Origin of the sequence: Clostridium sp. ZBS15, assembly GCF_023845705.1 — a bacterium.
Classification (GTDB): domain Bacteria; phylum Bacillota; class Clostridia; order Clostridiales; family Clostridiaceae; genus Clostridium; species Clostridium aquiflavi.
In genome coordinates, this window is the sequence record NZ_JAMQHY010000030.1 from 1 (window position 1) to 24,825 (window position 24,825).

Consider the following 24,825-nt stretch of genomic DNA (forward strand, 5'->3'; position numbering starts at 1 on the left):
ATAGTTATAACAACTATCTCTTTTTTAGTTTCTTTTTTTAAGCTTATCCACAAGTTTATAAACATTATCTTATGTACTTATTTAAAAGTTTAAATCAGATTACATAACTTGTATTATTTTACATTTAATTAGAGTATAATTATAATGTATGACATAAATAAAGATTATGGGGGTAATTTATGAGTAATAATTTACAGACATCATATAAAGGTTATAAAACTAAACATTTTATAAATTCTGTATTAGGTATATTTAATGCTTTATTTACAATTTCAATTTCTGTAATTATTACATTAAATTTAACTTTTATATACAAGTTAACTATATATAAATACAATTTATCAAAAGTCAGTGGATTAACTGTGGAAGAATTAATGATTAACTATAAAAAAATAATAGTTTATTTACAAAATCCATTTATTGAAAAGTTATATTTTCCTAATTTTTCTATGAGTGTTCAGGGAGAAATTCATTTTCAAGATGTAAAAAGAATATTTATCTATATTGATATATATATTTTTTTAGTCATGATATTAATGGGAGTATACTTTCTTATAAGAGATAAAATAAGGTATGATAATTATATAGAGCTGAAATATATATTAAATAGTAGTGCTAATTATATACTTGTATTTGTTACATTTTTAATGTTATGTATTTTAATTAATTTTTCAGAAATATTTATCACATTTCATAAAATATTTTTTAGAAATAATTATTGGGCGTTTGACTCTAATTTAGATCCAATAATTGATGTATTACCTGAAGAATTCTTTATGATAATGAGTGTGATTATACTGATATTTATATTAGTATATGCCTTAATTTCAAAAATATATTATTATAAAAACTGTAAATAGTTAAATATCAAGTATTAATAGTTTGACACTTATTTGTATACCCCTTAAAATTATAAGATAGTAAATAATTAGGGGGATTATATGGAAGTATTATTAATAATATGTCCACTTGTATTTTTAGCGGGAATTATTGATGCTGTAGCAGGTGGTGGAGGTATAATATCTTTGCCTGCATATATTTTTGCTGGAATACCAATTCATATTGCATATGGAACTAATAAATTTGCAAGTTGTATTGGTACTTCTGTTTCATCAATAAAATTTTTTAGAAGTGGAAACATAAAAATAAAGCCAGCATTATTATCTGCAGCAGGAGCATTAATAGGATCGTGGTTTGGGGCACAAATAGTATTATTGCTAAATGAAAAATATTTAAATTATTGTTTAATAATAATTTTACCTATTGTTTCATTATTTTTATTGTTTAATAGAAATTTTGGGATTAAGAATAAAAAAGAAATATCTAATAAAAAATTGTACATGTTATCTTTTATTATTGGGTTGTTTTTAGGTGCATATGATGGATTTTTTGGGCCAGGAACAGGAACTTTTTTAGTTATATGTTTTACAGGAATATTGGGATTTAATCTTATAACTGCATCTGGAAATGCTAAAATTGTAAATTTAGCCTCTAACTTTTCGGCATTAATAGCATATATATTAGGTGGGAAAGTTATGTTCTCTATTGGAGTACCAGCAGCTGTATGTGCAATAGTTGGTAATTATTTAGGTGCCCATTTAGCTATTAAAAATGGCGACAAAATAATAAAGCCAATAATATTTGTAGCTATTGGTTTATTATTTATAAAAGTTATACTTGATTTAATATAAAAGTTATTATGTTTTTAAACAGTGTTAAGTTTTAATATAAGAATATTAAAAATAGAATTACATAATAGAAATGTTAAACGATATTAATTATAAGTTATATTGAAAATAGAGCTTATAATTAATATCGTTTATATTTTTACAAATATATTATTTCTAAGTCATCTGGAACATATATATCTCCATTAAACTCTTCTTTACCTTCATTAAGATATGATTCTTTTCTATGTGATAAATCTTTATCTTCAGTATGATACAGTATAACATTTTTTACAGCTAAGATTTTAGCATTATTACAAGCATCTTTTACAGTTGCATGATGTTTTTCATATGGTTTAAAGATTTCTTTTTGAGAATATAAACAAAATGCTTCATGAAATAAATAATCTACATTTTCACAAAAATCTCTCACCACTTCTCTATATGGTTCATCTCCTAGAAAAGTTAAAGTTTTACCATTTGATAAAAAAGTTTTGAATCCAAACTGCAATTCTTTAGTGCTATGTATATCAAAAAATATTGTTCTTCGTCCTAATATATTAACTTCAGTATTATTTTCAATTTCATTAAATATTATTTTATCATCAAATAGTTTTAAAAATTTATTTTGAAGTACATAAGAACAAATCGTTTTAATAGCCTCAATAGATTTTTTAGTACAATAAATATTAAAAATCCCATCATATTTATCATTTAACATTCCATTTGCTACTGAACGAATTACCCACACACTTCCTAGCACATGATCATTGTGATTATGAGATATAAACATATTATGTATTTGATTTATATTTATGTTTGCTTTTTCAAGATTTGACAATATGGTATTTCCACCACCTGCATCTATAAGAAAATGCTCATTATCTTTTGATAAAGTGAAACAAGTATTATAGCATTTGGTTACCATAGCAGATCCAGTACCAAGCATAGTTATAGATTCCATAAGATTTCATCCCCTTATAATTCATTATTTAAGACAATATAATTATAAAGTTTATATGTATTTATAACAATAAGGCACATGAAAATAAATAATAAGTCTAAAGTTGCAATGGATATTTGTCATCAGGCAAGAAGGTGAATTGTTCATTAAATATATTAATAAAAGAAAAAAATGTATTCCTGAAATAGTTCAAGCTACGAGGGATAAAGATAGTGTGTCCTTCCATTTAATAATAAGGGGAACTTAAATATAAAACCTCTAAGAAAGCACTGCTAGTTCACAAAACAAAAACAATAAATGTAATTATTATATTAAATATATCTTGTAAGTACTTTACAGTAATGTTTAAAAATGATATAATGGTCAAAATGAATACGGAAAACCTAAGGTAGAGGAGCTGTTTATAAATAGTACTTATTTAGAAGTTGGCAAACGTTGACTAATAAGGAAAGGTATAATGGCCGAAGAAATAAATCAAGCAAAAATTTATTTCTGGGTATGTATATAATATATGCATAACTGTCACGTAAGTGGAGAGCTACAAGGATTTACTAAGATGTTATTGTTAAATTTTAATTTAAAAAAATAATATCTTTATAAGCTTTAGCAATGAAACTCTACCCGTTATAGTATTACTATAACGGGTTTTCTTATAGCAATATTTTTAGGGGGAATAATTATGAAAATTAAAGGAATAATAATACCACTTGTAACACCATTTAAAGATAATTGTGTTGATTTTGTTTGCTATAAAAAATTGGTAGATTATTATATAGAACAAGGTGTAGATGGAATAATACCATTGGGAACTACTGGGGAAAGCCCAACAATATCATCTTTTGAGTATAATGAAATACTATCAAAAACAATGGAATATAATAATGGTAGAACAAAAGTTTATGTAGGACTTGGAGGAAATAACACATCTGAAGTAATAAAAAGATTAAAAATAGCTAAAGATAATAATGTTGATGGAATATTATCAGTAGCACCGTATTATTCTAGACCAAATCAAAGAGGAATTTATGAACATTTTAAGAGTATATCTGAATCTACAGATAGAAATATACTAATATATAATATTCCTTATAGAACTGGAGTTAATATAGAAAATGACACTATATATAAGTTAGCAGAGCTAGAAAATATAGTTGGAATAAAAGATTGCTCGGGAAATATAAGCCAAACTTCAGAGTTATTATTAAACAGACCAAGTGATGATTTTTCAATATTAACAGGAGAAGATGCTCTTTTTTATACTACATTGGCGCTTGGCGGTGATGGTGGAATTTTAGCATCTGCAAGCTTAAACACAAAAAGTTTTATAAAAGTATATAATGATATGAAATCAAATGATTATAAAGAAGCATTAAAAACATGGAGAGAGATTTCCAAGGTTATACCATTATTATTTAATGAACCTAATCCAACTCCATTAAAATATTGTTTAAAAAACATGGGATTAATTGATTCTGATGAAGTTAGATTACCATTAATTAATATAACAGATGAACTTAAGAATAAATTAGATAATATGTTATTTTCTAAATAACTATTTATATAAGGGGCTAGGACAATTAGCAATAAGTAATAAGTAAAAAATATGGGGATATTTTTTAAATAAATAAAATTAAGGAGATAAAATCTCTTTAGTTTTATTTTTTTTGTTAAGTGGCATTTAATTAGAAGCTTCTTCTTTATATTCTCAAATATTTTTGACTATTCAAATATTTAGGAGTAATATAAAAGGGTTGCGTTCAATTTTAAAATAAGTTGAGTTTTTTTATTGATACGTACAATTTAATTAAAAATACTACTAAAATGTAGTTTCAAATAATATGATAGGGGGAGATATAAATAATGTTACCTAAACTACTTACAATGATAAAACAAAAGGATATTACTAAGAATCAGATAGCAAAAGATATTATATCAGGAATTATTGTTGCTATAATAGCCTTACCTTTATCAATAGCGTTAGCGATATCATCAGGAGTATCACCTGAAAAGGGACTTATTACTGCAATTTTTGCAGGCTTTGTAATTTCACTTTTGGGTGGAAGTAAAGTTCAAATCGGAGGACCAACTGGAGCTTTCGTAATTATAATTTATTCTATTATTCAACAGTACGGATTAGATGGATTAATTACAGCTACAATAATGGCAGGAATCATTCTAGTTATAATGGGATTGTTAAAATTTGGAACAGTAATTAAATACATACCTCAAACAATAACTGTAGGTTTTACTAGTGGTATAGCAGTAACCTTATTATCCACTCAAATAAAAGACTTTTTTGGATTAACAATAGATAATGTTCCAGCAGAATTTATTCCAAAATGGCAAAGTTATTTTTCACATATGAATACATTAAGTACTTCAACATTATTAATAGGTATATTATGCGTACTTATTATTGCTTTATGGCCAAAAGTTAATAAAACAATACCAGGTTCATTGGTGGCGTTAATTGTATCTACTGTACTAGTAATGGCTTTTAAATTACCAGTAGAAACTATAGGTGATAGATTTAGTACATTATCATCTTCAATACCGATGCCAATGTTACCTAAATTAAGTATAAGCACAATAAATCAATTATTTGCACCAGCGATGACAATTGCTATATTAGCTGGATTAGAATCGTTATTATCAGCAGTAGTAGCTGATGGCATGATAGGAGATACTCATGATTCTAATATGGAGCTTGTTGCACAAGGTATAGGTAATATTGTATCAGGATTATTTGGTGGAATACCAGCAACAGGAGCTATAGCAAGAACAGCAGCAAATGTTAAAAATGGAGGAAGAAGTCCAATTTCAGGTATTGTACATGCTGTAACATTACTAGCTATTATGCTAATTTTAATGCCAATTGCTAAATTAATACCTATGACATCTCTTGCAGCAATATTAGCTGTTGTATCTTATAATATGAGTGAATGGAGAACATTTAAGTCATTATTAAAAGCACCTAAGAGTGATGTTATTGTATTAGTTATAACGTTCTTCTTCACTATAGTGTTTGACTTAGTAGTAGCTATTGGATTTGGAATGCTTATGGCTATGTTTTTATTTATGAAGAGAGTATCTGAAACAACTGCTATTAGAGATTTAGTAGATGAAGAGGTATTTGATGAAGAAGTTTTAGATATGTTAAAAGAAGCTGATGGAAAGATACTTGTTTATCAAGTTGATGGACCATTGTTCTTTGGAATTGTACAAGATTTCTTAATTAAAGTTAATGCTGTTAAATCAACGGCAGAAGTTCTTATATTAGATATGAGACATAGTTATGCAATAGATGCTTCAGCAATAGAGGCATTAGGTAAACTACTTAAACATTGCAGAAAAAATAAAATAAAACTTTTAATAACACATGTTCAAGAACAACCAAGAAATGTTTTAGGAAATATGGGAATTTCAGATGCAATTGGTGAAGAAAATATATACAACACTAAAAGAGAAGCTATAACTGTAGCAAGTGGATATATAAAAAATATATCTAGTTTTGTAAGTTAAATTTTTAAAATAGATCTATATTATACATAATTAGATTAAATGAGATTTAAAAAGTAAAGTATAACATAATGATATACTAAAATAGCAATCTTTAATTTCAACAAATATATTAGATTATAGTATATAAAAACCGTCATAGAAAATAATTATAAAATTATTATCTATGACGGTTTTTAATTTAAATGATTATTTTTTTATGTTTTAAATATGTGCTTATATATTAAATAGGCAAATTACCATTGGAATTAAATTTTTAGCATTACTAAGTTCAAATACTTAACCCACTTACTTACGAATATATCAACACTTTGTAAAAATAGATTGTTAACTAAAATATTTATTCTTAAATTGAAGAGGAGAAATGCGATGTTCTTTTTTAAATAAATTATTATAGTAGTTTTGATTATTAAAACCTACAGTTAGAGATATATCTAGTAATGACATTTCTGTATTAAGCAATAACTCTTCACTTTCTTTTATTCTTAAAGAATTTATATATTGTGTACAAGTTTTACCGATTTCTTTTTTAAATAAACTACAAAAATAGCTTTTATTTATATTTACATGAGAGACTATGTCATCTAAAGTAATATTTTTTTTATAGTTTTCATGTATATATTCTAAGGCTCTTTTTATATGAAAACTATATATTTTATTTATTATATACTCATGTTTATAGATATGCTTATTATTATGTTTATTTGATATTTTATTATTATCAAAATTATATAGTAACTGTATGAGATGAGGTATACAGTGTAATGGTCTATAGATAAACTTTGAATTCTCAATTTTTTCTTTATTAAAAGGTCCTAAAATAAAAAAGAAATTATCATCATTAAATAAATATGGACAAATAGCAAAATTCAAATCAATATATTCTACTATCTGAAAATTGTTTTTTAGATTTTGTTTTTCATATATTAAATTTATTATATGTTTACATATAAAATCTTCATTAGAATCTTCAACATTACCTTTTGATAAAATGATTTTTCCAATAGAATCTACAACTTTTATTGGCATCGATGTACATAAATAAAAGTTTTCAATGATAAACAATAAGTTTTTTTCTTTAGTTTCCAAATGATCCTCCTTTATTATACAAATATAGTTTAAAAAAAATATATATACTTTAAGACATGAACTAAATAAAAATGTATACTAATTGAGAATGATTATTAATTTTAAAAAGATAACCATATTTAAAATTAAAACATTAAAAATATAAATTATACAAAAGAAAACATTAAATTATAAAAATATAATTTAATTATATTACATATGGAGGAAAAATGAAAAAAATATACTTGTTAATATTGTTGGTAATACTGTCAATAGCTTCATTATTTATTGGAGTAAGTGACATATCATTATCAGATATTATTAGTTTAGATAGTGAAAAAATAAACCTTATGTTAATTGGTAGATTACCAAGGCTTATAAGTATAATCTTTGCTGGAATTGGAATGAGTATAAGTGGACTTATAATGCAGCAGATAAGTAGGAATAAATTTGTTTCACCTACAACTGCTGGAACAATAGATTTTGCTAAATTAGGAATATTAGTATGTATGCTTATATTTCCACAGGCAACTATGATGAATAAAATGCTTTTATCATTTACATTTTCAATACTTGGAACACTTTTATTTATGCAAATACAAAAGAAAATAAAGATTAAAAATATAGTTTTTATACCTCTTATAGGTATGATGCTTGGAAAAATAGTTGGTTCAATAACTATGTTTTTCTCTTATAGGTATGATCTTGTTCAAAATATAAATTCATGGATGGAAGGCGATTTCTCATTAATCATGAAAGGGAAATATGAACTATTATATATAAGTATACCTCTTGTAATAATAGCAGCTATATATGCTAATAAGTTTACTATCGCTGGAATGGGAGAGGACTTTTGTACAAATTTAGGAATAAAGTATAATCGTGTTGTTAATTTAGGACTGGTAATAGTGGCCTTAATCTCATCAGTGGTAGTTATAACAATAGGAGCAATACCATTCTTAGGTATTATAGTGCCTAATATAGTGACTATGTATTATGGAGATAATTTAAAAAATGTATTAGGACTTACAGCCTTAATAGGACCTATCTTTTTATTAATATGTGATATTTTAGGAAGACTGATTATCTATCCATATGAAATATCAATAAGCTTAACAGTAGGGGTAATAGGTAGTATAGCATTCCTTTACTTAATATTTAGGAGGTCTGGTCATGAGGCATAATAAGAAATTATTAATACTTAGTTTTTCAGCAATAATACTTTGTGTATTGTTTGTAGTAATAGGATTAAATTCAAATAATCTTTCATATGCACTGTCAAGAAGGATTCCTAAAGTTATAGCAATAGTTTTAACAGGAGCATCTATAGCATTTTCTTCTGTGATATTTCAAACTATAAGTCAGAATCATATATTAACACCTAGTGTTATTGGACTTGATTCATTATATATGTTAATTCAAACAATAATAGTGTTTTTATTTGGATCTAGCAATTTATTTTTGACTGATAAAAAATTAAATTTCTTCTTATCACTTATAACAATGCTCTGTTTTACAGGAATTTTGTATAAGTTCTTATTTAAGAAGGGAAGTAAAAATATATTCTTTTTACTTCTTGTAGGGCTTGTATTTGGAACATTATTTGAGAGTTTAACATCTTTTATGCAGGTAGTTATTGATCCTAATGAGTTTCAAACTTTACAAAATAAAATGTTTGCAAGTTTTAATAATGTAAATACAAATGTACTTTTTATATCTCTTATAATAGTAGTTCTTGTATTTGCATATGTTTATGAACATTTAGATACTTTAGATGTAATGCTATTAGGAAGAGAACATTCTATTAATTTAGGGGTAGATTACGATAATATTGTAAAAAAGATGCTTATTTGTGTAGCAATACTTGTATCAGTAGCTACGGCATTAGTTGGGCCAATAACATTTTTAGGACTTTTAGTAGTAAATATAGCGAGGCAGATGTTACCTACTTATAAGCATAAACACTTATTTAGTGCATCAATTCTTATAAGTATAGTTGCTTTAATTGGAGGACAATTAATAGTTGAGAGATATATGAATTTTGGAACAACAGTAAGTGTAATTATAAATTTTGTTGGAGGAATTTATTTCATATACCTTTTACTAAAGGAGAGAAGTGTATGATAACAGTAAAAAATATAACTAAAAAATATGGTGAAAAAAAAGTAGTAGATAATGTCTCTTTAGATTTACATGAAAATCAGATAATATCATTTATTGGGCCTAATGGGGCAGGTAAGAGTACATTACTATCAATGATAAGTAGACTTGCTAAAAAAGACAGTGGCGATGTCGTAATTGATGCTAAAGAGCTATCTACATGGCAAGATAAAGATTTATCAAAAACAATATCCATATTGAAACAAAACAATAATATAAACATAAGAATTACAGTTAGAGAGCTAGTTACATTTGGAAGATTTCCTTATTGTGGTGGAAATTTAACGAGTGAAGATAAAGCTTTTGTTGATGAAGCTATTAATTATATGGAACTTACTGATTTGCAAGATAGATATTTAGATGAATTAAGTGGAGGACAAAGGCAAAGAGCTTATATAGCTATGGTTATAGCTCAAAATACTAAATATATACTTTTAGATGAACCACTTAATAATTTAGATATGAAACATTCAGTTGAGATTATGAAAATTTTAAAGAGATTAGTCAATGAAAAGAGTAAAACTGTCATAATAGTTATTCATGATATAAATTTTGCATCATGTTACTCTGACTATATAGTAGCTTTAAAAGATGGAAAAGTAGTTAATCAAGGAAAAACAAGTGAAATAATAAATAAGGAGATTTTAGAAAGCATATATGAAATGAATTTTAATGTTACAAATATAGATAATAGACCAATATGTGTGTATTTTTAATCTACGTTTTAAGGCACTAGACAGGCTATTAAAGTGATCCATATTAATTAACGTATATTCTTTGATAATAATAGATTAAAGATCATTACAGAGCTGTCTGAAGAGTATAAAGTGTATATCTAATTGAACAGAATCTATTTTTTAGTTACTAGGTAGACTATTAGACGCAAATTAGTATTAATTACTATTAGATTATCATTAAAGAATAGAATATTAATTATGGAGTCGTATAGCTTAGATATTAAATTTAGGAAGAAAAATAAGTAAAAACAATAATAAATGAAAAATATAGGAGGAAAAAAATGAAAAAAATAAGTAAAAAAACAATAATAATAGTAGTAGCAATAATAGTAGGACTTTTTGGAATAGTAGAAGCTACTAAGTTTGTAGGAAAAGGTAGTAATGATAATAATGAGAAAATAACAATTACACATAAATTAGGTGAAACTGAAGTAACTAAAAATCCAAAAAGAGTAGTAGTATTTGATTATGGTGTACTAGATTCTTTAGATGCATTAGGAATTAATGTGGTAGGAGTACCTAAAGATGGAATACCTTCTTATTTAGACAAATATAGTTCTGACCAGTACATAAATGTTGGTGGAATAAAAGAGCCAAATTTTGAAAAAGTACATGAAGCAAAGCCAGATTTAATTATAATATCAGGTAGACAAGAAGAAAGTTATGATGAATTTAGTAAGATAGCTCCAACAATATACTTAGGAATAGAAAATGAAAGTTATATGGAGTCATTTACTAACAATATGAATACTTTAGGTCAAATATTTGATAAAGAAGGTGAAATTAATAAAAAACTTCAAGGAATAAATTCTAAAATTGCAGAATTAAATAAAAAGACAAGTGAAAGTCAAAAGAATGGATTAATAATATTAGCTAATGATGGAAGTTTTAGTGTATATGGTAAAGAATCAAGATTTGGAATAATTCATCAAAACTTTGGTGTTGCGCCAGTAGATAGTGATATTGAATCATCTACTCATGGACAAAAGGCTTCATTTGAATATCTTGTTGAAAAGAATCCAGATTATCTTTTCGTAGTAGATAGAAGTGCAGTAACTGGAGGACAAATATCTGCTAAAGCCCTTTTAGATAATGAATTAGTAAAAAGTACGAATGCATACAAAAATAATAATATAGTATATTTAGATGCTAATGTATGGTATATAGCAACTGGTGGAATAAATACAACATTAACAATGATAGAAGAAATTGAACAAGCATTTAAGTAAATATTTATAGAATTTTCAATGTAAATTAAAAATCATGTGTAGAATAATGTCTACATATGATTTTTTTCTTTTAATAAGATAATAGAATAGGCATAGTTATAAAGAACTTTTTTGTTATCAAAAAATGTAGAGAATAATTTAAATCATAATTTTAGTATTCCACAAGGAAATTTTAAATATAACTGGAAAGTTAAATTCCAGTTATATTTAAAATCAAATACTTAATTTACATAAATTATTTGATATTTTTAATTGATTTGATAGATTTTGTGTTTATTCAAAAGTTTTTATTAAATCAACTAAACTTTGCTTTATATCATCAATTTTATTAAAATCAATTGTATTAATATATATCTTTTCTAAATCATCATGATAAGATTTAGCTTTTGCAAGATATAGGGTAGCTTTTGAAATTGCTTCTTTATATTTTGATTGAATAACAGATAAGTTATTAGCATATTTTTCATCAGTACCTGGAGTTATTAGTTCTGTATACATATCTATTACAAAATCATTTTCTTTAGTTGGAAAATATTCATGTGGAGCAGTTGAATCAAAGATGCATACGTCTAATTCTCTCATTATAACCATATCTAGGCTATCTGGATCAAATCCACAATGATATACTTCAGCATCAATTCCTCTTAACTTACATTCTTTTACTAATTTTTTTAATAGTGTAGATTTTCCAGACCCAGGTCTTCCTTTTACAAAATATCTATTAGAAACGTTCTCAGTTAAGTTTTCAACAAAATTAACGGGGCCTTTAGGTGTAGATCCACCTAAAAATCTATCTTTTATTACAGCAGTTTTGTTGAATTTAGTATTTCCTATAAGTTTTTTTATAACATCTGCTGTTAGTTCATTTGCTTTTTTAAAATCCATATTTTCAATGTATATTTTTTCCCAATCATCATGTATTACAAGGGCTTTTTCAAATAGTTTATAAGCATTATTATAACAAGATGAAATATGCTTTTTAATTTTTAGTATATCTTTTGTATGTTCTTTTAATTTATTAGTATCCCAAGCAACGCCTAAGTTAACATACTCTTCAATAGCACCAGGAGCAGTAGGTTCTATAACATGAGGAGCAGTTCCATCAACTATTGCTACTTTAATTTTTGGTATTATTACTCCATCAAGAGAATCATTATCAGAAGAACAGTGAATGAATTCTATATCATAACCTTTATTGCACCATTCATCTCCAATAGATTTTATAAGTGTAGATTTTCCACAGCCAGGTCCACCTTTTAGAATATATATTTTATCTAAGTTATCTAAATTAGATGAAAATAAGTTACAAAACCCTTTTGAAGTATTAGCAGAAGCAAAATAATTTAAAATTTTTCCAGCCAAGTTCATCAACTCCTAAATAAAAATAATTTTAACACTAAATATTATATGACTAGAATTTTTATATGTGTAAATTTGATAAAATATACATTAATTAAGTATTAAGATTTTTGTATGTCATTTAAAACAGAATCAAATTTTTGAATTTAATAAAAGTATAAAAAAACATATAAAGCACATAATATTCTTGTAACAAATTATAGGGAGTGAAGAATATGAATAAAAATCCAAGTATAAAATGTTCAGTTGCATCATGCAAATATCATAATGAGTCACAAAATTATTGTACGTTAGATCAAATTAATGTAGGTACACATGAATCACATCCAAAACAAGTAGAATGTACAGATTGTGAATCTTTTCAACTAAGATAATTTAGTTTATAATTAACCCAAGTAATGAAAGAGATTTAAAGAAAATTTTTCTTTAAATCTCTTTTTCTATTATAATTAAATTTAGTACGGTGATTTTAAAATTTAATTTAAATAAAGGCTGTGTTTTAGCTGAGTATTAAAGGGATAAGTAAAGCTGGACTGAACAATTGACTTAAGAATATGGAGGAAACTTTATGGAATATAATTGGGAGAGGTCGTTACCTTTTTTTTATATAGATTTAGATATAGCTAATAAGCTTTTTAAGAAAACTTTATTAAATGAAGAGGTAGAGAGTATAGATCCTATTAACGAAGGGTGTAGAAGCAGTAATTATGTATTAGAAACTAATAATAGAAATAAATATATACTTAAAATATTTCCTGAGTGTGATTGCTATTATGAAAGGGAAAATAATTTATTAAATCTACTTAAAAATGATATTTTAGTACAAAGAGTTTATTTAATATCTAGTAGTAATATTATAAAAAATAAGATTTTTGGTATTTATGAATATATAGATGGGGTTAATTTAGGTAAGGCAATTAGAGGTGGATCTAAAATTGATAAAAATTTAATAGAAGAATTAGCTATGACATTAGCAAAGATACATAAATTTAAATATAAAGAATGTGGAAAACTAGATAAAAACTTAAATATAATCCACAAGTTATCCCCGCTATATACATGGTATGAAGAAAATATGGGGATAAATTTTAAAAATAGATTAGGTGATAATATAGTTAAGAAAATAAATTATATAGTAAATGCTAATAAAGAAATGTTATTAGAATTAGATAAAAATATATCTTTAATTCATGGTGATTTTCAAGGAACTAATATACTTGTAAAAGATAATAAAATATCTGCAATAATAGATTGGGAATTTTCTATGGCAGGAAATCCATTGATAGATATAGGTGAATTATTTAGATATGAGGAGTATTTTGATAATGATTTAATTAAAATATTTGAAAAACAGTATAATAAATATTCAGATGATAGATTAATTGATGAATGGTATAAAATATCTAAGCTAGTTGATTTAATTAGTTTAATTAAATTAATTAATACTAAAGATGATATGCCTAATAAACATAAAGAAATAAAGAAACTTATAATAAATACATTAGAACTGTTTTAATAGAGTGTTGATATTATAGTATAAAGCTTGTGGACGAAATGTAAAAAGGAAACTCGACTTCTGATAGTCGCTGAGTAAGTTCGAGGAGCGAAATATAAAATTCCGACTCTCACTTAAGAATACTAAAAATAAAAAATCATAATAAAGATGTTTTTTAGGAATACTAACTTTATTAAAGATTCTTAGTAGAACCATACGTATAGGAGATAATAATAAAATGGAAGAGAAAAAGATATTTTTAGAGATAGAGAATCATTTACTTAATGATGAAAAACCATCTTTATTTTTAAATGAAGCATTGCATAAAGGTAGTTTTGATAAATATCCACTATCAATGATTAAAGATTTAAAAGAAGTACCTCAAAATCCAAAGTATCATCCAGAAGGAAATGTATTTATACATACAATGATGGTAGTTGATGAAGGTGCTAAAAGACGTAAAATAAGTAATGATAAGAGAATATTTATGTGGGCTTTATTATTACATGATATAGGAAAAAAGCCTACTACTAAAATGAGAAAAGGAAGATTGACTTCATATGATCATGATAAAGTTGGAGCAGAAATGGCAGAAGAATTTTTAAATTATTTTAATGAGAGTCAGGAATTTATAACATATGTTAGAAAATTAATAAGATGGCATATGCAGAGTTTATTTGTTATTAAAAATACCAAATTTCAAGATGTTGAAGGCATTCTAAAAGATGTCAGTGTAGATGATATAGCACTAGTATCATTATGCGATAGATTAGGTAGAGGTGGATTAGATAATTCATTAAGAGAACAAACCTTAAATGATATAGAATTTTTTAAGAAGACATTGAATAGCAAGAAATAAAATTTAACATTTAAAATTATTTTTAATAATATGAATTAGAGTAATTATTAAGGAGTATATAGATGTTTAGAATGTTTCCATTTAAATTTGGGGGAACTATAAATATAGGAAATTTGGGAAATATGATAGGATCTTTTTTTGATGATATAGACTTATCAGGTTTAATAAATGAATTAGATCAAGAATATGAAGAAGAATATTCTCAAGAATCAGAAGATTTACAAAATGAAGATGTAGCTGAATTCATAAAATTAGAAGAATATAATGATATGTATATATTGACTATTGAGTTGAATGGAGTAGATTTAAGACAAACCAGTATACAATATAATCCCGGAAAGTTATCAATAAATTTAAATAAGATGGAAAAAGTATCACAACATATAGGGATGCTTTCATCAAATTATATGGTAAAGAAAAATTATAGAAAAGAATTTGATAAGATAGAATCTATAGACGAAAGTAAAATTATGAAAATATTAGAAAATGGAGTACTTAAAATATCTATGCCTAAAAAATATGCATTAAGTGAAGACTCTAAAATAATAGATGTTAAAAACTATATAGAAAATTAAAATTAGGGAAGATTAAATCTTCCCTAATTTTATAAAAGTTCTAAATATTATTTTCTTTTATTAGCTACTTCAACATTAACTTTTTTTCTATTTATTTTACCGCCGATACATTTCTCTAATACTTTAGAAGAAACATCTTCATCTATAGTCACAAATGAGAAATTATCCATAAGATCTATTTTACCAATAGCAGCAGGTCTTACTCTACTTTGATCTTTTATGTAGTTTATTAAGATTTTTGGAGTTAAACCATCTTTCTTTCCAACAGAGAAGAATAAACGTACATCATTTTTTGAAGCACTAGGTGCATCTAATGTATCAGTATTATATTCAAAACTGCTTTCATTTTCGAATTTTATTTTCATTAAAGATGCTATTATAGAAATTGGATCATAAGCTTCATTTAATTCTATAGCACTTGGAACAAATGTGCTAAAATCACCACTATCAATAGTTTCTTTAATTTCATTAACTATATTAGTGAATTTTCTACTATGTATTTCATTAGCTGTTGGAACAGATTTTTCTGTTATTGTACTTTTAGTTACTCTTTGAATTTGTTTAAGCATACCTAATTCTTTTGGAGTTACTAAAGAATATGCAGTACCAGTTCTATTTGCTCTACCAGTTCTTCCTATTCTATGAACATATGATTCTACATCTTGTGGTAAATCATAATTTATTACATGTGTAATACCGTCAACGTCAATACCTCTAGCAGCTACATCAGTTGCGATTAATAAGTTTAATGAACCATCTTTAAATTTCTTTAAAGTAGTTAATCTATGAACTTGAGACATATCTCCATGCATACCCTCAACTACATATCCTTTACCTTGAAGTTCTTCAACTAATTCGTCAACACCTCTCTTAGTTCGACAGAATATTATAGCAGAAGAAGGATTATCTAAATCTAATAATCTACAAAGTGCTTCAAGTCTATGTTTATTGTTAATCATAAAATAGTTTTGTTCTATTTTAGATACTGTAAGTGAACTTCTCTTTATTGCTACGTGCTTAGCATCTGCTTTCATGTAATTCTTAGCTAATTTTGCTATTGGAGCAGGCATAGTAGCAGAGAATAATAAAGTTTGTCTTTCAGCAGGAGTATTACTTATTATAGTTTCAATATCTTCGATGAATCCCATATTAAGCATTTCGTCAGCTTCATCTAATACTAGGAAATCTACTGTATTTAATTTAAGTATTTTTCTGTTTATAAGGTCTAACACTCTTCCAGGAGTTCCAACAACAATATCAATGTTATCTCTTCTTAAGGCTTTGATTTGTCTATCGATAGACTCTCCACCATAAACAGGTAATACATTTGCTTTTTCATATTTTGAAAGCTTTTTAAGTTCATCATTTACTTGTACAGCAAGCTCTCTTGTAGGAGCTAAAATAAGTGCTTTAATTCCGTTCGTGTCATTTAATCTGCTAAGTATAGGACAACCATACGCAGCAGTTTTTCCTGTACCAGTTTGTGCTTGACCAATTAAGTCAAAACCTTCTAGTGTTACAGGTATACTTTCTTCTTGTATTTGAGAAGGGGTATTAAATCCTAAATCCTCTATTGCTTTTACAATTGTGTCTTTAAGACCTAAAGAATAAAATTTGTTATCGTTCATTAAATATCCTCGTTTCTTTTATCTAAAATTGGTTACTTTATATTACTTAATTTACATAAGTCAAATAAAATAAGTTTAACAGAGTAGTTTATATAATGTCAAATCTAAAAAATTTACAAATTTTGAAATTTATAAATCTTGAAATTGCTAATTATCTTTATATTTACTACATACTATTGATCTAACTTTACTTGGAAGTTCATCTTGTTCTTCCTTTGTTAAATCTTTTGTATAAATTGGTGCATGTACTACAAGCTCTACATTTGCAGGCTTTATTCTATTGGTTTGCTCTAATAATTTGTAAGTTCCATTAATAGTAAGAGGAACTATAATGCATTTTGATTTTAAAGCTAATTTAAAGCTACCAGCTTTAAAGTCACCAATTTCTTTTCCTTTACTTCTAGTACCTTCTGGAAATATAACCATAGAATAGCCAGTTTTAAGTATGCTAATTCCTTGAACTATTGCTTCAGCAGACTTCCTTAAGTTTTTTCTATCCATGAAAACGCAATTTATGTATTTCATCCATGTACTAATAAATGGAACAGTTTCTAATTCTTTTTTTGCGATAAAGCCTTTTGGGACATCAATAGAACTCAGTAATAATGGAATATCAAAATTACTTTGATGATTAGATACAAATAATATAGTCTCATCTTTAGGTATATTTTCTAATCCTACCACATTAATTCTTGCACCACAAGCTTTCATTACAAATCTTGCCCACTTAGAAGTAACTTTATGAATAAATTCTTTTTTTTCTTCTAAATTCCCCTTATTTTCTAAGGATTTAATTTTAAATTTATTCATAGATACAAATAATAAACTAAAAATTATGGCTATAGAAAATGTTATTGTTCTTATCATGTTTACACATCCTTAATTTTAATTACTACATAAATATAGTATATTATAAAAATGCATTATTTAAAAGATAGCAGCAAATACTTAAAGGATAAGCACACAAATTTAATTCTAGCCCTAAAATAATAATTTTAAAACCAATAATAAGATATATTTAAAATTATTTTAATATAAAATTAAAGGAAAATAATATAAAAAAGGATATAATTATTATAGTAGATAAAATATTGTTAATTATTTAAAAAAATTACGATAAATAAAATGAAGATAAATAAAGCAGAGGAGGATCAAATGGATACAGATGCACTAGAGAAAAACAATGATCTTATAGGCCTTAGTGATAAAGAAGTAACTGAAAGAATTGCTGAAGGAAAAGTTAATTATATTCCGAAAGCTCCATCAAGAACATTATGGCAAATAATTAGAGCTAATTTATTCACTAGTTTTAATACTATAAATTTAATATTAGCAATAGTAGTTATAATAGCTGGATCACCTAAAAATTCAATATTTGCAGGAGTTATATTAGTTAATACTTTAATTGGTATAGCACAAGAACTTAGAGCTAAAAAAACATTAGAAAAATTATCTGTTATAAATGAAGCTTATGCTAATGTTCTAAGAAATGGAGAGGTAAAAAAAATACCTTTAGAAAAAATTGTTTTAGATGATATATTGTATTTGGATACAGGAGCGCAAATACTAGCAGATTGTGAAGTTATTTCATCAGTAGAACTAGAGGTTGACGAATCTATGTTAACTGGAGAATCTGATTCTATTATAAAATATAGTGATGATAAATTATTTTCTGGAAGTTTTGTTGTAGCTGGAGAAGCGTATGCTAAAGTAACTAATGTTGGAAAAGAAACATATGCATCTAGACTTGCAGAAGAGGCTAAGAAATTTAAATTAATAAATTCAGAATTACAAAATGCTATAAATAAAATATTTAGAGTAATAATATGGATAATAATTCCGTTATCAATTTTACTTACAGTAACTCAACTTATGATAAATAATGTAACATGGCAACAAGCATCAATTGGAACTGTAGCTGGAATTATAGGTATGATTCCAGAAGGATTGGTTCTTTTAACAAGTGCTACATTCATAGTTGCAATAGTTAAACTAGCTAAATATGATACACTAGTTCAAGAATTATGTTCAACAGAAGTTTTAGCAAGAGTTGATGTATTATGTTTAGATAAAACAGGAACATTAACAGAAGGAAATTTAAAATTAGTTGACATAAAAAATATTAGTGATATTAAATCAGGAGAAATAGATACAGTATTAGCAGCACTTACATACAATTTACCTAGTAATAATGCAACTCAAAAAGCCATCTTAGAAATATATAAAGATTTTAATAATGATTTAAAATGCACAAATAAGATAGTATTTTCCTCTAAAAGAAAGTGGGGCGGTGCTACCTTTGAAAATTTAGGTACGTGGGTAATAGGAGCACCAGAAATTATATTAAATAAAGAATATAGTAGTATTAAATCATTAGTAGATGAAGAAGCAGCGAAAGGAAGAAGAGTATTACTTTTAGCTAAGGTTAAGAACAATAAACTTAATTATAAATTAAGTGGAGAGATTGAAGCTGTAGCTTTAATATTAATAGAAGACATAATCAGAGAACAAGCACCAGATGTATTAGATTATTTTAATAAACAAGATGTAGAAGTAAAAATAATATCAGGTGATAATCCATTGACAGTTTCAACTGTTGCTAAAAAAGCAGGAGTAAATGGATGGGAAAATTCAATAGATGCTAGAAATCTTCCGGAAAATGAAGAAAAATTTAATGAAATGATTAAAAATAACACTGTTTTTGGAAGAGTAACGCCTCATCAAAAGAAGAGAATAGTTAAATCACTTCAAAAGTTAGGTCATACAGTTGCTATGACTGGTGATGGAGTAAATGATGTACTTGCGTTAAAAGAGTCAGATTGTGGAATAGCTATGGCAAATGGATCAGATGCAACTAAAGCAGTGGCACAGTTAGTATTGTTAAAATCAGATTTTTCAGCGTTACCTAAGGTTGTTGAAGAAGGAAGAAAACAAATAAATAATTTAGAAAGAGTTGCTGAACTATTTTTATCAAAAACAGTATACTCTATAATATTAGCTTTAGTTTTTTCATTGTTATTTTTACCATTCCCAGTTTTACCAATACAAATGTCATTAGTGGGAAGTTGTGCAATTGGTATTCCAGCATTTTTCTTAGCATTACTTCCTAATGAAGGTGGAGTAAAGAAAGGGTTTTTACATAGAATTTTAACTGTGAGTATTCCCAATGGTATATTCTTAGCATTGTTTACAACATTAACATTTATAAGTTCATTTTATATAGGAGCTTCCATAGAGTACAGTAGAACTTTAGCATTACTTATGTTTTCAGGTGTTAGTATGATTATTTTACTTAAAGTATCAAGACCTTTAACAACATTTAAATTTTGTTTAGTAGTTTTGATGTTTGGAATAGTTATACTTGCGTTTATTACTCCAATAGGAAGAATTATTTTCACATTAGAAAAATTAAAATTAAGACATTGGATAATATCTTTAGTAGTAATAATATTATCAGCTCCATTAATTACTAAAATAGTAGACTTAGTAAGGAAGAAAGTTAATAAGGTATTTAAATTCGAATATTAGTTATTGGGAAGTGAGAGATTAATGTTTAAAAATGATTATATGAAAGAGATGGAAAATAGCTTAGATTTAATAAAAGAAGAAGTAAATAAAAATTTAATAAATGAGGAAATAACAAAGGCTAAAATTGCAGTAAATAATCAGCTTAGAAATTTAGTAGGATTAGATATTAATGCTATTGATACCTTATCATTTAATAGTGTTAGGGAAATAATTAGTAAAGATGCTTCTTATAATTTAGGAAAATATATTGCACTGGGAGAATTATTACAATTACAAGGAAAGATTTGCTTAAAAGACAACGATGAATCAATGATGTTAAATTATTATTTAAAATCACTACAAGCTTTTTATGAAATATATGATGAAGAAGAGATTAATAGTGATAAGTATATTAAAGATATAGAATGTTTAATAAATGAATTAAGAGAATATGATGTTCCATTAGAAAGTGATATGCAAATTTTTAAGTTTTACGAATTAATGAATAAGTTAGATAAAGCAGAAGATATGTTGTTTTATATTATAGATAAAAGTAATAATGATAAAAATAATATAGAAATGGGATTAGAATTTTATAATAAATTAAAACAAAAGCCAGAAGAAGAATTAATCAAAGGAAACTTACCATTAGAAGAAGTAGAAGATAGCTATTTAGAACTTAGTAAAAAACTTAAATAATATGTTGAATATTTTAATATAAAGCTCACTGAGCTAAGGAATTTACTTTAAGAATACTAGAATAAAGCTTAGTCTAATTAATGCGTGTTCCCAATGAAACATTGTGACAAGCAATTAATCCAACAAATCTTTATTAAGGATTCTAAAAAGTAAATTCCAATGTCAGATTCGCCTTTATATTAAAATACCAACATTAATATAAAGTAATGTTTTTAGTAATTTAACTTGGTTGGAATGCGAAAATGAGTATAGTCCCATTTTAGCTTGNNGAGACAAGCAGTAAATGTGAGAATATTAAAAGGAAACTCGACTTCGCTGAGTAAGTTCGAAAAGCTAAATATAAAATGCACTGTGTGAAAGTTCGTGTAGCCAAATGTAAAATTTGGACACTTACTTTTAGATTCTCACTTAAGTATTCTCAAAGTCCAATTGCAATGCCAACTTTACATATTGCATATCTCAACATATATTAATAATAGCTTGATTAATGTGTTTTTAAAATTAAATTTTGTAATGGGTGAAAGTTTGTTTAGCCAAATATAAAATTTGGATACTTATTTTTGGTTTCTCACTTAAGGATTCTAAAAAGTAAATTCCAATGTCAGATTCGCCTTTATATTAAAATACCAACATTAATAAAAGATGATATTTTAAATGAACTTTGTGGAGATGGATTGTATAAATAGCATTACTTGACAATGGATAATAACTATAATAAAATTTAATATATAATTTCATAATTCAAGTCCTCATAGTTAAATGGATAGAACAGTCCCCTCCTAAGGGACAGATGTAGGTTCGATTCCTACTGGGGATACCAATAAAAAGCTACAACCTAGAAATATCAATGGTTGTAGCTTTTATTATATCTTCTTTGGGGATTATTTTCCTGAAAAATGTTTTTTGTTACTTTGGGTATCTTTAGGGAGAAAAAAATAATGTGTCATAATACTAATTTTTGCAAAAAAAGACAATGAGTATATGTTAATATGATGTTGATTTTAAAGTCAATATAAATCCAAGAAGTGGAAATTAAATAGGAGGGTTATATGGTTTCATGTTTATTAACTGTTTTATCTATAATTGCTATACTATATTCAATAAAAATGATTCGATATAACTTAAAAGAAGAAAACAGACATAAAATAAAAAAATACACTTTATAATGCAATTAACTATAATTTTCCCATTTGTATTTATAATAATAGGGTCTTTATTTTCAGAACCGTTTATGGTAATAATTACATTGAGTATTTTAAGTTGGTTAATAGTATTTATTTATAAAAAGTACTAAAATTTAGTCCTTTAGATTTAATTCTAAGGGGCTTTTTAATTATTTTGTAAATTAATACTTATATAAATTAATATTTTATTTTTTACTTATTAAAAAAAACAATAAATAAAAGTATTTTATAATTACTATAGTATGACTATAATATGATCTTATGTAAATATCTTGGACACAAAAAGTCAAACTTTTTTATGCTGCACTTCTAGCTAATAATTCACATTGATTTGGAGTCATGTAATTAATAGAAGAGTGTAGTCTTTTTCTGTTATACCATCCTTTAATATATTTAAAAATACCTCTATTAATAACTTCATTATCATATATTTTATTTCCTTAACATTTTTGATCCTATTATAAAAGAGCTTTTTGGTAAAGATTCAATTCAAGTATTTTAATTTTTGAACCCTCTTTTTATTATATAATTTTTTAGGAAAAGTTCTTTAATAACATACCTTTGAATTTAATTAGCTGGTATTTTTATGTGTAAAAATTTGAAAGCGAATATAAACTTATTAAGTTGAACTGCTTATTATAATAGGAATATAATACAAGTATACATGAAAGAATAGAAAAAGGAGGGTGAGATATGGATTATGAAATAATTAATATGACTAAAGATTACTGGAATGAAGTAAGTAAGATTTATGTTCAAGATATAAGAACAGGAATTGCTACTTTTCAGACTAAAATTCCATCTTTTGAAGAGTGGGATAAATATCACTTAAACTTTGGCAGACTTGTAGCTGTAAGTGAAAATGAAGTTTTAGGATGGGTGGCATTAAGCCCTACATCAAGCAGAAGTGTTTATTCAGGTGTGGTTGAAGTAAGTATATACATATCTGAAAAGCATAGGAAAGAAGGAATTGGAAAAGCTCTAATGACTGAAGTTATAAAAGTTTCTGAAGCAGAGGGAGTATGGAGTTTTTATTCTTCAATTATAAGAGAAAATATAGGAAGCATAAAGCTTCATAAAAATTGTGGTTTTAGGATAATTGGAATAAGAGAAAGGATAGCTAAACTTAGTAATGGTAAATGGAGTGATACTGTACTTATGGAGTATAGAAGCAAGATGGTAGGAATTGATTAAAAGTTGCTATTAAGATCTATATATAAAGATTGGTCTTATGTCAATATCTTGGATACAAAAAGTCAAACTTTTTTATGTTTATGCTGCATTTCTAGCTAATGATTCACATTGATCTGGAGTCATGTAATTAATAGAAGAGTGTAGCCTTTTTCTGTTATACCATCCTTCAATATATTTAAAAATAGCTTTATTAGCTTCTTCGAAGGTACGGTATGTATTTCTATAAATTTCTTCTTTTTTTATTGAGGAATGGAAAGATTCTATACAAGTATTGTCATATGGACAACCTTTATTACTAAATGATTGTGTAATATTAAAGTTTTTACATAGCTCCTTTAAATCATTACTAGTGTATTGAGATCCTAAATCGCTATGAAATATTAGTTGCTTATCTTTATCAGGAGATTGGCTGCAATAAGCATTTTTCAAGGATTTAACAACTAAATCATTAGTCATTCTTTTACCGAAAGCGTAGCCAATTATTTTTTTAGAATGTAAGTCAAGAACTGAAGCTAAATAGCACCAACCATCTTTGATAGTATGAATATATGTAATATCTCCTACCCATTTTTCATTAATAGAAGTAGTAGTAAAATCTCTTTTTAAAACGTTTTTTAAACCTTCTGCTACCTTTTTACTTGAATGAGGTTTGTATTTTTTTACAGTTATTGCACAAAGACTAAGTTCAGTCATTCGTCTTTGAACTCTTTTTAAAGATACTTTAAAGCCTCCTGTACCAAGTATATGATGAATCCTAGGAGCACCATATATGCCTCTATTTTCTTTATATATCCTTTCAATAGCTGATTTTAATTCCTCATTTTCTATTTTTCTTATAGATTTAGTTTTATCAAAAGATTTATAATATGTGCTTCTGGCTACGCCTAGAACGGTACACATAGTTTTAATATCATGGTTGCTTTTGTTACTATCTATAAATTCTATTACTTCATTTAATTTCTTGTAAAGTACTTATCTTAA

General features: G+C 25.9%; 22 protein-coding genes, 1 tRNA gene and 1 riboswitch. Of the genes, 16 read left to right on the forward strand and 7 right to left on the reverse strand.

The window, feature by feature from the left end; translation table 11 throughout:
• Nucleotides 1-179: 179 nt before the first annotated feature.
• On the forward strand, nt 180-860 hold the full coding sequence (locus NG904_RS08745) for a TIGR01906 family membrane protein (RefSeq protein ID WP_252231157.1): 681 nt from the start codon (nt 180-182) through the stop codon (nt 858-860).
• A gap of 81 nt (nt 861-941) precedes the next feature.
• A complete protein-coding gene (locus NG904_RS08750) occupies nt 942-1,691 on the forward strand; it encodes a sulfite exporter TauE/SafE family protein (RefSeq protein WP_252216201.1) in 750 nt (249 codons plus the stop codon).
• 136 nt (nt 1,692-1,827) lie between these two features.
• Here the strand turns inward: NG904_RS08750 and NG904_RS08755 are convergent, their stop codons facing one another.
• On the reverse strand, nt 1,828-2,631 hold the full coding sequence (locus NG904_RS08755; RefSeq protein WP_252226198.1) for an MBL fold metallo-hydrolase: 804 nt from the start codon (nt 2,629-2,631) through the stop codon (nt 1,828-1,830).
• A 381-nt stretch (nt 2,632-3,012) separates the two neighbouring features.
• A riboswitch (Lysine riboswitch) is annotated at nt 3,013-3,180 on the forward strand.
• Nucleotides 3,181-3,310: 130 nt separating this feature from the next.
• Between NG904_RS08755 and dapA the strand changes: the two genes are divergently transcribed.
• Together dapA and NG904_RS08765 are read left to right on the forward strand one after the other, a co-directional pair.
• A complete protein-coding gene (gene dapA / locus NG904_RS08760; RefSeq protein WP_252231159.1) occupies nt 3,311-4,183 on the forward strand; it encodes a 4-hydroxy-tetrahydrodipicolinate synthase in 873 nt (290 codons plus the stop codon).
• A gap of 308 nt (nt 4,184-4,491) precedes the next feature.
• On the forward strand, nt 4,492-6,153 hold the full coding sequence (locus NG904_RS08765) for a SulP family inorganic anion transporter (RefSeq protein WP_252216187.1): 1,662 nt from the start codon (nt 4,492-4,494) through the stop codon (nt 6,151-6,153).
• A gap of 324 nt (nt 6,154-6,477) precedes the next feature.
• Here the strand turns inward: NG904_RS08765 and NG904_RS08770 are convergent, their stop codons facing one another.
• Entirely contained in the window at nt 6,478-7,239 is a 762-nt protein-coding gene (locus NG904_RS08770) for a helix-turn-helix transcriptional regulator (protein WP_252231162.1), read from the reverse strand.
• Nucleotides 7,240-7,448: 209 nt separating this feature from the next.
• On the opposite strand from NG904_RS08770, the gene NG904_RS08775 reads away from it, so the two are divergent.
• The 4 genes from NG904_RS08775 (at nt 7,449) to NG904_RS08790 (ending at nt 11,344) form a co-directional block, all read left to right on the forward strand.
• Nucleotides 7,449-8,402, forward strand: coding sequence for an ABC transporter permease (locus NG904_RS08775; protein WP_252231164.1), 954 nt, complete (start codon nt 7,449-7,451; stop codon nt 8,400-8,402).
• Nucleotides 8,392-9,342: an iron chelate uptake ABC transporter family permease subunit gene (locus NG904_RS08780; protein WP_252226190.1), complete on the forward strand. Its 951-nt coding sequence runs from the start codon at nt 8,392-8,394 to the stop codon at nt 9,340-9,342. The genes NG904_RS08775 and NG904_RS08780 overlap by 11 nt, the downstream gene beginning before the upstream one ends.
• A complete protein-coding gene (locus NG904_RS08785) occupies nt 9,339-10,094 on the forward strand; it encodes an iron ABC transporter ATP-binding protein (RefSeq protein WP_252231166.1) in 756 nt (251 codons plus the stop codon). The genes NG904_RS08780 and NG904_RS08785 overlap by 4 nt, the downstream gene beginning before the upstream one ends.
• A gap of 302 nt (nt 10,095-10,396) precedes the next feature.
• Entirely contained in the window at nt 10,397-11,344 is a 948-nt protein-coding gene (locus tag NG904_RS08790) for a siderophore ABC transporter substrate-binding protein (protein WP_252226186.1), read from the forward strand.
• A gap of 273 nt (nt 11,345-11,617) precedes the next feature.
• Here NG904_RS08790 and NG904_RS08795 read toward each other — a convergent pair whose 3' ends face one another.
• Nucleotides 11,618-12,706: a PRK06851 family protein gene (locus NG904_RS08795; RefSeq protein ID WP_353735867.1), complete on the reverse strand. Its 1,089-nt coding sequence runs from the start codon at nt 12,704-12,706 to the stop codon at nt 11,618-11,620.
• A gap of 212 nt (nt 12,707-12,918) precedes the next feature.
• On the opposite strand from NG904_RS08795, the gene NG904_RS08800 reads away from it, so the two are divergent.
• The 4 genes from NG904_RS08800 (at nt 12,919) to NG904_RS08815 (ending at nt 15,632) form a co-directional block, all read left to right on the forward strand.
• On the forward strand, nt 12,919-13,077 hold the full coding sequence (locus NG904_RS08800; RefSeq protein WP_252216166.1) for a DUF1540 domain-containing protein: 159 nt from the start codon (nt 12,919-12,921) through the stop codon (nt 13,075-13,077).
• Between the two features lie 194 nt (nt 13,078-13,271).
• Entirely contained in the window at nt 13,272-14,219 is a 948-nt protein-coding gene (locus NG904_RS08805; RefSeq protein ID WP_252231168.1) for a phosphotransferase family protein, read from the forward strand.
• Nucleotides 14,220-14,436: 217 nt separating this feature from the next.
• Entirely contained in the window at nt 14,437-15,057 is a 621-nt protein-coding gene (locus NG904_RS08810) for an HDIG domain-containing metalloprotein (RefSeq protein ID WP_252231170.1), read from the forward strand.
• Between the two features lie 62 nt (nt 15,058-15,119).
• A complete protein-coding gene (locus tag NG904_RS08815) occupies nt 15,120-15,632 on the forward strand; it encodes an Hsp20/alpha crystallin family protein (protein ID WP_252231172.1) in 513 nt (170 codons plus the stop codon).
• A 47-nt stretch (nt 15,633-15,679) separates the two neighbouring features.
• Here NG904_RS08815 and NG904_RS08820 read toward each other — a convergent pair whose 3' ends face one another.
• On the reverse strand, nt 15,680-17,260 hold the full coding sequence (locus NG904_RS08820) for a DEAD/DEAH box helicase (RefSeq protein WP_252216154.1): 1,581 nt from the start codon (nt 17,258-17,260) through the stop codon (nt 15,680-15,682).
• A 147-nt stretch (nt 17,261-17,407) separates the two neighbouring features.
• Nucleotides 17,408-18,127: a lysophospholipid acyltransferase family protein gene (locus NG904_RS08825; RefSeq protein ID WP_252231174.1), complete on the reverse strand. Its 720-nt coding sequence runs from the start codon at nt 18,125-18,127 to the stop codon at nt 17,408-17,410.
• A gap of 288 nt (nt 18,128-18,415) precedes the next feature.
• Between NG904_RS08825 and NG904_RS08830 the strand changes: the two genes are divergently transcribed.
• The 3 genes from NG904_RS08830 (at nt 18,416) to NG904_RS08840 (ending at nt 22,286) form a co-directional block, all read left to right on the forward strand.
• Nucleotides 18,416-20,788, forward strand: coding sequence for an HAD-IC family P-type ATPase (locus NG904_RS08830; RefSeq protein ID WP_252231176.1), 2,373 nt, complete (start codon nt 18,416-18,418; stop codon nt 20,786-20,788).
• A 21-nt stretch (nt 20,789-20,809) separates the two neighbouring features.
• Nucleotides 20,810-21,466 (forward strand): DUF6483 family protein, encoded by a 657-nt coding sequence (locus NG904_RS08835; protein WP_252216145.1) that lies wholly within the window; start codon nt 20,810-20,812, stop codon nt 21,464-21,466.
• Between the two features lie 745 nt (nt 21,467-22,211).
• Nucleotides 22,212-22,286 (forward strand) — tRNA-Arg (locus NG904_RS08840).
• 660 nt (nt 22,287-22,946) lie between these two features.
• Here NG904_RS08840 and NG904_RS08845 read toward each other — a convergent pair.
• On the reverse strand, nt 22,947-23,081 hold the full coding sequence (locus NG904_RS08845; protein ID WP_353846055.1) for an IS3 family transposase: 135 nt from the start codon (nt 23,079-23,081) through the stop codon (nt 22,947-22,949).
• A gap of 262 nt (nt 23,082-23,343) precedes the next feature.
• Between NG904_RS08845 and NG904_RS08850 the strand changes: the two genes are divergently transcribed.
• Complete coding sequence (locus NG904_RS08850) at nt 23,344-23,844, forward strand: GNAT family N-acetyltransferase (protein WP_252231178.1); 501 nt, start codon at nt 23,344-23,346, stop codon at nt 23,842-23,844.
• Nucleotides 23,845-23,922: 78 nt separating this feature from the next.
• Here NG904_RS08850 and NG904_RS08855 read toward each other — a convergent pair whose 3' ends face one another.
• Nucleotides 23,923-24,789, reverse strand: coding sequence for an IS3 family transposase (locus tag NG904_RS08855; RefSeq protein WP_502801461.1), 867 nt, complete (start codon nt 24,787-24,789; stop codon nt 23,923-23,925).
• Nucleotides 24,790-24,825 lie beyond the last annotated feature (36 nt).